Consider the following 11,898-nt stretch of genomic DNA (forward strand, 5'->3'; position numbering starts at 1 on the left):
CGGCGGGGGGCATCACGATCGGGCGCGGGGAAGGAGCGCCGCCCGGCGACTCGGGCGTTTCCGAACTCGCCGCGACAACGCGCCATGAAGTGGGCGCAGTTGCCGAGCCGCACCACCGTGACCGACATTCCGTCAGCTCCTCAAGCAGGTGGAAGCACCAGGCGCCCCGAACGGACGCCCGGAGACCGACGACCCGTTTCAGCCCGTGGCCGCCGTAGGGTCGCCGACCGCAGGCCGTTCGCCGCCGCCCCGGTGAGGAGCGTGGGCGAACGGCCTGCGGTCGGCCCGTTCTCAGTCGTTCTCGGGGACCATCGAGACGACGACCTTGCCGGCCTTGGTACGGCCCTGCTCGACGTGCGCCATCGCGTCGAGCGTCTGGTCGAACGGGAAGACCCGGTCGATGACCGGGCGGAGCCGCCCGCTGTCGTAGAGACCGGCGAGTTCGCGCAGCTGGGAGCCGCTGGCCCGCATGAAGAGGAACTCGTAGCGCACACCCAGCGACCTGGCCTGCTTGCGGATCTTCCGGCTGAGAGCGTTCATCACCACGCGGAGGAAGGAGGGGGCGCCGAGTTGCTTGGCGAACCCGGCGTCCGGCGGGCCGACGACACTGATGGCCAGGCCGCCGGGCTTCAGCACGGTCAGCGACTTCTTGAGGTTCGCCCCGCCCACGGAGTCCAGCACCAGGTCGTAGCCGGACAGCACCTTCGAGAAGTCCTCCTTGGTGTAGTCGATGACGAGATCGGCGCCGAGGCTCTTGACCAGTTCCTCGGTGCCGGGGCCCGTGGTCGTGGCCACCGTGGCGCCGAGGTGGCTGGCGAGTTGGACGACCGTCGAGCCGAGACCCCCGGAACCGGCGTGGACAAGCACCTTCTGTCCCGGCTGCACGCGGGCGCGTTCGACGAGAATCTGCCAGGCGGCCAACGCCACCAGCGGGACCGCGGCGGCCTCCTGGAAGGTGAGCGACTGCGGCTTGGGCGAGACGTCGTCCTCGTGGATCGCGACGAACTCCGCGAAGCCCCCGATCCGCAGGTCGCGCGGGCGGGCGTAGACCTCGTCGCCGACCTTGAAGTGGCGCACGGCGGAACCGACCCTTGTCACGACGCCCGCCACATCGTGGCCGAGCACGAAGGGGCGCTTGTACTTCAGGAGTTGCTTGAACTCCCCGTTGCGGACCATCTTGTCCAGCGGATTGATGCTGGTGGCGCTCACTCTTACCAGAACGTCGCGATCCCCTACGGCGGGTTCGGGCACTTCCGCAGCACGCATACCGTCCTGGTCGTACTTCTCGACGACGAATGCCTTCATATCAGTTAGCCTTCTGCGTGATCTTCTCGGTGGTCGGGCTCACTTGCCGAGGTGGGTGCGGAGCCAGCTGCCCATCTGCTGGATGGCGTGGTCGACCTCGGGGACGCGTCCGGCGCCGAGGACAAAGGAGTGCTGGCCTTCGGGCATGGGGTGCACCTCGGTGGTGACCTTGAAGTCGGCCAGACGCTGGGCGAGGTGGGCACCGTCCTCGGCGAGGGTCTCGTACTCGCCGTAGTGGACCTGGGTGGGGGGCAGACCGGTGAGGTCGGCGTGGACGAGGCTGACGGCGGGGTCGGCGAAGTCGAGGCCGGGCTCCTGGAGCCAGGCTCCCCGGAAGAGTTCGAGGGTGGCCCTGCTGAGCATCTTGTCGGTGGGCTCGTTGGCGTCCACGGCGAGGTTGGAGATGGTGAGGTCGGTCCAGGGCGAGACGCTGATGATCGCGCCAGGGGTGGCTTCGCCCTTGGCGAGGAGGCGCAGGGGGAGCATGACGGCCAGGGTGCCGCCGATGGAGTGGCCGGTGCTGCCGATGTTCCGCGGCTCGTAGCCCTGCGAGAGCAGCCAGCGGTAGGCGGTCTCGGCGTCGTCGAGCTGGGCGGGGTGAGGGTGCTCCGGGGCGAGGCGGAAGTCGACGACGAGGGAGCGGGCGCCCGCGGCCTTGGCGATGTGACCGGCGGCCTTGCGGTCGGAGTGCATGGAGGCGGTGACGGAGCCGCCGAAGTGGAAGTGGAGCAGCGCCTTGGCGGGGTCGGCGTTCTCGGGAATGGCCCACAGTGCGGGGACACCATCGGCGTCGACCTCGGCGTAGGTGACGCCCTCGGGTTCGGTGGCGGCCTTGTGGTTGGAGTCGACGATGTCGCGGATGATCGCCAGGTCCAGACCGGGGGTCGCGGACTTGGCGCTGACGCTTGCGAGGAACTGCGCGAACCGCTGCGCCTCGGGGCTGACTGCCATGGTGATACTCCTGCTCTGATCCGGGGGCTGAGAGGGGGTGTGAGAAGTGCTGTGCCGTGTGCCGGTTGCGGCTGAATCGGCGTGCTGCTCTGGACGCTACTTGCTGAGTATCGGAAAGTAAACTCAGGTCGGCCGGATGCTCGACGTCGACCGCACCGCGCGCCCGCTTCCGTCGCCGAGCGACTACTCGCGTTCGAGGAACTTGAGAGCCGTCTTCACGAACTCCCGGTGGAACTGGAAGATGCCGCCGTGACCGGCGTCGGGATAGAGCACCAGCTCGCCGTTCCGCACCCGCCGGGCCAGGTCGACCGAGTTCTGCGCCGGAACCATCCGGTCGACCTCACCGTTGGCGACGAGCACCGGCTGGCTGACACCGGAGAGGTCGTGGGGCCGCTCCACTCCCCAGCGGTGAATGGCCTTGAGCTGGGCACGGTACGCCCCGAGCCGGATCGCCTTGTCCCGGTCGCGGGTGCGCTCCTTCAGCCGGGCCAGGAACTCCTTTCCGGCACGGCGGCCATTGGCGGTGCGCGTGAAGAACAGGAACTGCTTCGGGTCCTGAAGGGTGAACAGCGCCCGGACGGTGTCCAGATTGGACAGTCTGGTCACATTCTTGATGCCCTCGCCGCCCGCGGGACCGGTACCCGTGAGGATCAGCTTGCGGACGAGTTGCGGTTCCCTCCGCACGACCACCCGGGCGATCATGCCGCCCATCGAGAAGCCGTGGATGTCGACGCGGTCGAAACCGAGCGCGCGGATGAAGGTGACGGCGCCCTTCGCCATCTCCTGGATGGTGCGCGGCGTGGAACCGGTGGAGGCGCCGACACCGCTGTTGTCGAACGTGATGACCCGACACCCAGCGGCGAAACCGTCGACGACCCGCGGATCCCAGTTGTCGAGCACTCCGGCCAGGTGATTGAAAAAGATCACCGGAACGCCGGACCGCGGACCGAGGTCACGATAGGCGAAGGTCACCCCTCCGGCGGCAACAGTGCGGGTAGGAGCGTCCTTGTACGACGTCACCACGCCATCTCTGACTTCTTGCGAATCACTCATGATCATGCCCTTCGATGCGGGGGTTTCCGCGAGCAGGCCCCGGCTCCTCCAGAAGGAGGGGGCCGCGGAGCGGTCACCTGCGTCTCCCGGCTGCCGCTGCAGCAGTTGGGGGTCGACGAACACGCGGGGCGGCCAGGACCACGGGAGCGGGAGCGGGAGCTCCGAGTGGTTACGCCCTCCTCATCACGCACCATTAGATTATGACCGTAATTTCATGAGTCTGCAAGGTGTGCGCGTATCCGACAGGGCAACAGTCCGCGCGTGGGCCGTCTCGGCGAGAGCGCGCCACCGGCGACGTATCGACTCCTGACCAGATCTCCCGGTGGGGTCCCCGTACGGGCAGACAAAGCGGTGCCGCCTCACGTCACCGTGAGACGGCACCGGTAGGGGCAGCCGACCACCACCCCGCGTCGTTCGCGGCAGGCGGCGGAGCGGCGCGGGTCAGGCGGCGAGGAAGTCGGCCACCTGCCTGGTGAAGGCCTTGGCGTACTGGAAGAGGAAGGCGTGACCGGCGCCGCTGTAGAGAACGAGGGTCGCGTTGTCGAGGTACTGGACCGCGACATAGGAGTTGTGGGCGGGGATCATGACGTCCTCCAGGCCGTTGGCATAGAGGACAGGGTGCTTGATGGCCTCCAGTTCCGCCGTGACCTGCTCGAAGGGCGCCGACAGAAGGGCGGCCGCCGCGGCGAGCATGCCCTGCGCCGCCGCCTCGGAGACTGGAGGACCGCCGACGGCGAGCCGGGCCGAGACGTGGTCGAAGTGCTGCAGGCCCGAGGCGCGGGCCGCCTCCGCGTCGGGGTAGAAGAGGAACAGCATGTCTTCCAGGTCGGCGTCAGGCTTGGCCATGATGCCCAGGACCTTCTCGCTGAAGTCCGGCGCGCCCGGGACCCAGCCGGCCGGGCCGCTGCCGGCCACGATGAGCTTGCGCACCAACTCGGGGCGCCGCAGGGCCACACGCTGGGCGACGATGCCACCCAGAGACCAGCCGAGCAGGTCCACGTGCGCAAGGCCGAGCGCCTCGATGAACTCGACGGCCCCCTCGGCGAAGCCTTCGAGGGAGTCGCGCGGTTCGCCGTCGGTGTAGCCGACGCCGACGTTGTCGAACAGGATCACGTCATGGTCGGCGGCCAGGTAGTCCAGGAACTCCGGGTCCCACCAGTCGATGGTCCCGCGGAAGCGGTTCAGCAGGACCAGCGGGACGCCGCCCTGCGGACCCATCCGCCGGTAGGTGAAGCGCGCGGAGGGGCCCTCGACCGTGAGGTCCTCGGCCTTGTCTGCCAGATACGTACTCATACTGTCCTTCTCTTGTTGGCGGGTGCGTGACATTTCGCGGACCATCCCCGTGGACCGCACTCGCGGGACCACTTGCGCAACACGGCACAGAGGGGCCGGGGGGCACGGATCGGAGTTCTCCTCGTCGCGCCCGACACATGGAGTCGGCGCAGCGCACCAGGCATGGGTCCACCCGACACCGCCCGGCCCCCCGCTCGGCTGCAACGTCAGCCTTCGCGGCACCGACTGCGTCGATCTCCGCAAAGGCCAGTCGCCACAGAGGGGTTGCCCTCAGATCTTGCGACGTGCCCGGATCACCCGGGAAGCACCTCGCCGATCGCGAGGCGGCAGCCTCCGGAGTACCGAGATGATATTACGTCCATAATACTAAGTAGGGGAAGTCAATGCCGCAAGGGGGGGTCGCCGGCAAGGGGCACGCGGGGGCGTCAGGGAGCGACCATCGAAAGTCGATGCGGTTCGGGAGAACCCGCATCGTCCCAGGGGAACGGAGGCGTGGAACCGGTGAGGAGCCTGACGGTCGGGGACGTCTTGATCGCGATGTGCCGGCCAGCAGCGTCACACCGGGGTACGGCGCTGTCGTGGGACGGCAGAGGCAGCTCGCCGACCGGAGCGTCGTGCTTGCGGCTGCCGACCGGCTCGCTGAGCGCGCCACCGCCGAGTCCTGGACGCATCAGGAGCGTCTGGCTTCCTAATGCTGTTGTCAAATGGGTCTGTTCGCGAGGACGGGTTCTGGCTCGATCGCCGCGCGCGGATTTCAGCAGTTGTCTTCGACATAGAGCATGCGGCGTCCCGGCTCGGCGCGGAACTCGTGAGCCAGGTATCGGCCGGTCGGCGACGTTCCACCGGGGCCGTTGTACTCGTCTTTGATCCGGTCCCAGAGCATGGGACGTTCGGTCTCCGTCGTGAGCCTGGGGCTCGTACCGCCCATGTCCCGGCCACAAGGTCACGTACGCATACGGCGTCCGTGACTCGAACTACTCCGCCGGCTACCACACCGGGGACGACTACGCGGCACCCACCGGCACCCCCGTGGTGGCAGTACGGGCGGGCACCATCGCCTGGTCGAACGGCGACGGGGGCGCGTACGGGAACTGGATCTGCCTGCGCGCGGACAACGGCCGAGACCACATCTACTGCCACCTGTCCCCGCGCACCGTCTCCAAGGGCGACAAGGTGAAGGCGGGCGAGCGGCTGGGCAAGGTCGGGGCGACCGGCAACGTGACCGGTCCGCACCTGCACTTTGAGGACCGTCCCCGCGGCGGCGGATACGGCAACGACCGCGAGCCCTCCTGGTGAGCACAGCCCACCCACGGCCCTCACCACACACCCATCTACCTACCTCCCAGGAGGTTTCCATGGCGACACCCCTGTCCGCAGCGAAGCTCCTCGCCGCCCTGCGCGCCGAAGGCGTACAGGGCGTGGAAGTCGGCGACTGGCGCACGCACAACCGTAACCACAAGGGCCCCTGGGGACCCGTCAACGGTGTGATGATCCATCACACCGTGACCTCGGGCACCCAGAAGTCCGTGGCCATCTGCCGGGACGGTTCCAGCTCACTGCCGGGCCCGCTCTGCCACGGCGTCATAGCCAAGGACGGCACCGTCCACCTCGTCGGCCACTGGCGCGCCAACCACGCCGGCGGGGGCGATCCCGAGGTCCTCGAGCGCGTGAAGGCCGAGGACTACGGCACCCGCCCGCCGAAGCCGACGCGCGGCAACGACGACGGCGTGGACGGCAATGTCTGCTTCTACGGCTTCGAATGCGTCAACCGCGGCGACGGCGACGACCCATGGCCCGCGGCACAACTCGAAGCGATCGAACGCGTCAGCGCCGCGATCTGCCGTGCCCACGGCTGGACCGCCCGCAGCGTCATCGGCCACCTCGAATGGTCCCGGGACAAGATCGATCCGAAGGGCTTCCCCATGCCCGGGATGCGTGACCGCGTCGCGGCCCGCCTGAAGAAGACACCGAAGCCCGCGCTCGTCGCCGGGTGAGTGAGCCTGAGGTCCGTGGGGGTGCCTCCGTACGGAGACACCCCCACACGGGCGTCACCTGGGGCCAACGCCCGAGAAAGACCGGATTCGTGAACGCCACCAGCGGCCCCGAGCACCACGAGGCCACCGCCGGCCCGGGCCTTCTCGCCGAGGAGCGAGAGAAGTTGGCCGAAATAGCCATTGCTGCCCTGTGACCAGCGACGATGGAGTGGTTGATGAGGCTGCGCCTTCCACGAAACGAGGGGCGGAGCAAACGGATGTGACGGGGGAGCGCGATGGCCTATGTGGTGGAGTTGCCGCTCGACGAGGGCGGTGACGGGGTGGCTCGGGTCGTCAAGGTCGAGGTCCAGGAGAAGCCGGGCGATGGACTGGTCAAGGTGGCTCGGCCTGGGCAGGTCGTGGGCAGGGCGACCCGGTCCATGGGAGAGATGCTGTCCGAGCTCCGGCCCATGGCCCGGCAATTGGTGGACACCTTCAGTGAGCCGGTGCGGGGTCCACAAGAGATCACCGTGGAGTTCGGTCTGTCGCTGTCGGCCGGCGCCGACATCGTGATCAGCAGCAGCACGGCTCAGGCACACTTCACCGTGACCCTCAAATGGGACCGGAGTGAGAACCAGGCGGAGGAAGCGGGTCGCCGGACTGCCGAACCGGAGGGATGAGGGTGCCGGACAGTGCCACACTGACAGTCCGGGGCGGCCCGACTGCGCTCGACTCGGCCGTCCTGCGCATCACGGACCAGCAGGGAAACTGCTGGGGTGTCGGCTTCCTGGTAGGGGAACAGACTGCTTTGACCTGTGCCCACGTGGTGAGTGCCGCTCTCGGAACGCCCGAGGAGCAACCGCCCACGGCCGCGGCGCGGGTGTTCGTGGATCTGCCGCTACTGTCCGCAGCCGAGCCCGGCCGGGCTCCGGTACCGGCACGGATCGTGCACTTCGCGGCGGGCGACGACGTCGCGGTGCTGCGTCTGGAAACCGTGATCCCGCAGGGACGCCCGGTGAGAATGGTCGACGCACCGGACGTGTGGGGACACCCGGCCCGGGTCTTCGGCTTCCCCCAGGGGCGCCCGGCCGGCGTGTGGCACGCCGGAGTACTCCGTTCCCGCCAGGCCGACGGCTGGATCCAGACCGACCTGGCGTCCGACGGCTACCGGGTCTCCGGGGGATTCAGCGGCAGTCCCGTGTGGGACGAGGACCTGTCCGCCGTCGTCGGCATGGTAGTAGTGGCCGAGTCCGGGGAGCCGGCAGCGAGTTACCTCATCCCCTCCGACACACTGCTGCGCAACTGGGAACCGCTGCGGGCCCTGACACTGCCGCCCTCCCCGTTCCGCGGGCTGTCCCCATTCCGAGAGGCGGACGCGGCATCCTTCCACGGGAGGGACGAAGAGAGCGAGGAGCTGACCGCCAAGGTCGCCGCCGAACGCCAGGTATGCCTGGTCGGCCCCTCCGGATCGGGCAAGTCCTCACTCGCCCTGGCCGGCGTGGTGCCGCGCCTGCGCGCCCAAGGATTCTCCGTCGGCATACTGCGTCCCGCCTCCGGCAGTCGGCCACTGTCGTCACTGGCGGCCGCGCTGCTGCCCCTGCTGGAACCTGACCTGTCCGTTGTCGAACGGCTGGACCGGCTTCAGGCCCTGGTGCGCATCCTTGAGCAGCAGGGGATTGCGGACACCGTCACCGCGATACAGGAACGTCAGGGGACGCGTGGCCTGCTGCTCGTCGTCGATCAGTTCGAGGAACTGCTTGTCTCCGCCCCCAACCTGGTGGACGAACTGGCCGACGCACTCTATATTCCGACCCTCCCACCGGACCTGCACGTCCTCACCACCCTCCGCGCCGACTTCCTGGAGAAGGCGCTGGCCGATGCACAGGTGGGTGCCGCCTTCCGCAACCGGCTCTACGCCCTTGCCGCTCCCAGCCCGCGACAGCTTCGCCGGATCGTCACCGCACCAGTGGCCGCCGTACCGGGAGTCGGCTACGAGGCCGGTCTCGTCGATCGCGTACTCGCTGACGCGGGAGAGGAACCGGGCACGCTGCCTCTGCTCGGCTTCGCCTTGGACCGGCTTTGGCGGGACCAGGACGGCGGAGTCCTCACCCACGAGTCCTACGAGGCACTGGGCGGTGTCGGGGGCGCGCTGGGGCAGCACGCCGAACGTCTGTGGAGCGCGCACGTCCCGGAGTCCGAACTGCCCGCCGCGCGGCGCCTGTTCGCGGCGCTGGTGCGCGTGCCCCTCGGCGCCAGCGCGATCACACGGCGGACGGCCCTGCGCAGTGAACTGGACGCCAAGAGCTGGAACATCGCTCAGACCTTGGCCGATGCGCGCCTGCTCGTCACCGGGCGCAGCGCCGAGGGTGTGGAGACGGTGGAGGTGGCCCACGAGGCCCTCATTGGAGCATGGCGGCGCCTGGCCGACTGGGCCGAGGAAGACCGGTCCTTTCTCGTATGGCGTGAAACGCTGCGCCACGACAGGGAACGCTGGGAGCACGGCGACAGGGCGTCCGACCTGCTGCCGTCGCAGTCGGCTCTGGAAGCGGCCGAACGCCGGCTGCCCGACCATGGCCGGTTCCTGACCGATGCCGAGCAGGACTACCTTCGCCGCGGGCGGGCCCACCAGCGGGCACGGCGGCGGAAACGGCGGGTCCTGACCACCACGATTGCCTCCCTGACCGCGCTGGCAGTCCTTCTCGGCTCGCTGTTCGCCTACTACCGCTACGTCAGCAGCCAGCGCACGGCGGAGTCCACTTCACGTGCGCTGGCGCAGAGTTCAGCTGACCTGGCCACCTCGGATCCGGTGGTCTCCGTCATGGTGGCGCTGGCGGCCTACCGGACGTCCCCGACCGAACAGGCCCGCGACGCCCTCCTGCGCGCCCGGCTCTCGTACAACCCCGGTCAGCGCATGCTGTCCGGATCCGACGGCTCCGTCCGCGGCGTCGCCGCGAGCGAGGACGGCGAAGTGGTCCTCGTGCACTCGGACATCGGCAAGCCCACCCTGTACGTGCACGCGGCCACCGGAACGGTGAGCCGGCAACGGCTCGACCTGCCCTACCAGGCCGGTCTGAGCTTCGTCTCCCCGGACGGGCGCCGGGCCGGATTCTTCACGGAGGAGCGGGAACTGGTCTGGTTCGATGTGCGACGCGACGGCAGTCCCGGAAAGCTGGTCGGCCCAGCGCACCGTCTGCCACCCCGCCTCGGCTCGTCGCACCACCTCAGCAACATCAGTGACGACGCCGCGATTTCGAGAGACGGGCGCATCGTCGCGCAGACCGGGGCCAGCTCCACCGCCGTCGCCTGGTGGGATCTTCAAGAGGGAACGTCGGGAGAGGTTCCGCTGCCTCCCGGCCTGCCGAAGACAAGCTACTTCGACGGCGTGCACATCGGGTCGGACAACCGCAAGCTGCTGGCCAAGGTCTGGGACAAGAAGACCGAGAAGATCACGCTACTCGCCATCGACCGGAGCACTCGGCACTCGCAAGTCATCGTGCCGCCGACCGAGGACTTCATAATCTCCGGCGGAGGGAACATCGTCGCCAGCTGCGCGCCGTCGAAGAAGCACGGGGGGCCCGCACTCGTCGTACGGAGCACCGGGCGCCCCGGCGCGGTGGTTCGCTACACGGGCCGGGGCCTGAACGATGGCGCCTACGCCTGCGGGTTGCAAGCGGTTGACGACAGCGGTAGATGGGCGGTGACGCAGGAATACGATACGGGCGGAGACCGTCTTTTTCTGCTCGATCTGAAAAATGATCGGTGGCTCTTCAGTGAGAAAACCGGAGACCCCGTAAGAATGGTCCACAAGGTGGTATCGGTCCGCGGTGCACCCGTGATCCTGGCCTCCACAGACAAGAACGTGATATACATTCCGGCCCTGCCGGAGAGCGCTCCGGCGGAGCCGCTCATTAATCCAGCCCTTTCCCCGGACGGGAAATCCGTCGTGGGCCTGGCGGACAACGGAAAGCGGATCGAACGCCGCGCGTCGGATGAACACGGCGAAGTGCTGGCCAGCATGAAACGCCAGGCGGACGACCTCAAGAGATCGGGTGTGGTGGTCGCATTCAGTGCGGACGGGAAGACGGTGTTCGACCAGGTCGGGAAGAGCACCCTGGTGCTGCGCCGGGCCTCGGACCTGCGTCCGCTCCGTACGATCACCGCGACGGACCCGCCGGTCACTGACCCTGAACCGGAGGGCTTGGAGTTCAGCTACGTCCGCATCGGAGACAGCGTGGTGACGCTGTCCGGCACGGTGGTGCAGCAGTGGGACTGGAAGACCGGCCATCAGACTGTGCAGAAGGACTTGAGCCGCCTGATTACCGGTGTCTCAGCCAGGAGCACCCTTTCGATCACCAGGTATCCGAAGCCCGGTCATCTCGCCGTCGTGGTGTGGGGGGACCCGAGGGTCCACATCGTTGACACGGTGACGTGGCGCGAGGTGAAGACGATCAGCACGGGACCGGACACATCAGCCATCCAGTTCGACCCGTCCGGGGACCACTTCGCCCTGCTCCGTCTGGGAGCGAACGTCGAACTCTGGCAGAACAACCCGCCCCGTAAGAAGATCGGACCGATCTTCACCAGCATTCACCCCGACGAAGAAGGATTTGTCACCCGATTCCTCCGCGACGGGCGTTTTCTGCTGGCTTCCCGTACCTCGGTGCATTTCTATGACATCGGCGAGGGCAGGTCGGAGGATGCCTATACTTTCGGCGTTCCCGACCGTGATTCTCCGGGGTATTCATACATCGGTGCCTCGGCCGACGGCGGGACGATCTTGTTCCGTGACGACGAAGTGCTCAACACCGCGTACCGCACCATCCAGCTCGACGCCGCCCTTTGGAGCCGTCAGCTGTGCCGCGTGATCGGTTACCGAGAATTCACCATTACTGAAAGGGAGAGTCTGGGCATCGCCATTCCGGAAGCACCCCTCTGCCACGACGGATGACGCCGTCCGTTCCAGGGCCACGTCGTTCAGGTGATGATCCGGGTTGATCACACGATTCCGAGGCTGATCAGCGGGCGGTTGGTGTCGCGGGTGTGGTGGCGGAGCCCGGCGGCGATGTTCGTCTGGCCGGTGAGTCGGAGAGCGCCGATGGCCAGGTAGCGCAGGGATGCCATGGCACGTGGAGCGGTGCCGGTGCGTACGCGGGAGGCGTCCTCGGCGTACGTGGTGTCCCTGACGTGGTGGATCTTGGGCGCTGTCACATTGGCTGGCCCGTGGGCTGATCTTGGGGTGATCAGGCTGGAGGGGTTGTCCGTGAGGGACGTGTCGCCGTCGTACAAGGGGCACCGGTACCCGGTCGAGGTCATCGCCCACCGT

The 11,898-nt window shown here is 68.0% G+C and carries 8 protein-coding genes and 2 pseudogenes; 4 read left to right on the top strand and 6 right to left on the bottom strand.

From position 1 onward, the window contains the following. Nucleotides 1–291: 291 nt before the first annotated feature. From ABZ656_RS18750 to ABZ656_RS18770, 5 genes are all read right to left on the bottom strand, one after another. Entirely contained in the window at nt 292–1,305 is a 1,014-nt protein-coding gene (locus tag ABZ656_RS18750) for an NADP-dependent oxidoreductase (protein ID WP_101406542.1), read from the bottom strand. Nucleotides 1,306–1,344: 39 nt separating this feature from the next. Continuing rightward, nucleotides 1,345–2,256 (bottom strand): alpha/beta hydrolase fold domain-containing protein, encoded by a 912-nt coding sequence (locus tag ABZ656_RS18755; RefSeq protein ID WP_360269293.1) that lies wholly within the window; start codon nt 2,254–2,256, stop codon nt 1,345–1,347. A gap of 183 nt (nt 2,257–2,439) precedes the next feature. Then, complete coding sequence (locus ABZ656_RS18760) at nt 2,440–3,309, bottom strand: alpha/beta hydrolase (protein ID WP_360269295.1); 870 nt, start codon at nt 3,307–3,309, stop codon at nt 2,440–2,442. A 441-nt stretch (nt 3,310–3,750) separates the two neighbouring features. Then, nucleotides 3,751–4,602 (bottom strand): alpha/beta hydrolase, encoded by an 852-nt coding sequence (locus ABZ656_RS18765; RefSeq protein ID WP_101406544.1) that lies wholly within the window; start codon nt 4,600–4,602, stop codon nt 3,751–3,753. Between the two features lie 754 nt (nt 4,603–5,356). Beyond that, nucleotides 5,357–5,530, bottom strand: coding sequence for a hypothetical protein (locus tag ABZ656_RS18770; protein WP_180362621.1), 174 nt, complete (start codon nt 5,528–5,530; stop codon nt 5,357–5,359). A gap of 71 nt (nt 5,531–5,601) precedes the next feature. Here ABZ656_RS18770 and ABZ656_RS18775 point away from each other — a divergent pair. The 4 genes and pseudogenes from ABZ656_RS18775 to ABZ656_RS18790 form a co-directional block, all read left to right on the top strand. Then, a pseudogene (locus ABZ656_RS18775) lies at nt 5,602–5,898 on the top strand (M23 family metallopeptidase); the annotation flags it as partial. A gap of 59 nt (nt 5,899–5,957) precedes the next feature. Further along, a pseudogene (locus ABZ656_RS18780) lies at nt 5,958–6,560 on the top strand (peptidoglycan recognition family protein); the annotation flags it as partial. Between the two features lie 311 nt (nt 6,561–6,871). Next, nucleotides 6,872–7,255: a CU044_2847 family protein gene (locus ABZ656_RS18785; RefSeq protein ID WP_360269297.1), complete on the top strand. Its 384-nt coding sequence runs from the start codon at nt 6,872–6,874 to the stop codon at nt 7,253–7,255. Then, entirely contained in the window at nt 7,252–11,523 is a 4,272-nt protein-coding gene (locus tag ABZ656_RS18790; RefSeq protein ID WP_360269299.1) for a serine protease, read from the top strand. Before ABZ656_RS18785 ends, ABZ656_RS18790 begins: the two co-directional genes overlap by 4 nt. 47 nt (nt 11,524–11,570) lie before the next feature. On the opposite strand, the gene ABZ656_RS18795 is transcribed toward ABZ656_RS18790, so the two are convergent. After that, nucleotides 11,571–11,888, bottom strand: coding sequence for a hypothetical protein (locus ABZ656_RS18795; RefSeq protein WP_360269301.1), 318 nt, complete (start codon nt 11,886–11,888; stop codon nt 11,571–11,573). Nucleotides 11,889–11,898 lie beyond the last annotated feature (10 nt).

The organism is Streptomyces sp. NPDC007095 (assembly GCF_040634475.1).
Lineage (GTDB): Bacteria > Actinomycetota > Actinomycetes > Streptomycetales > Streptomycetaceae > Streptomyces.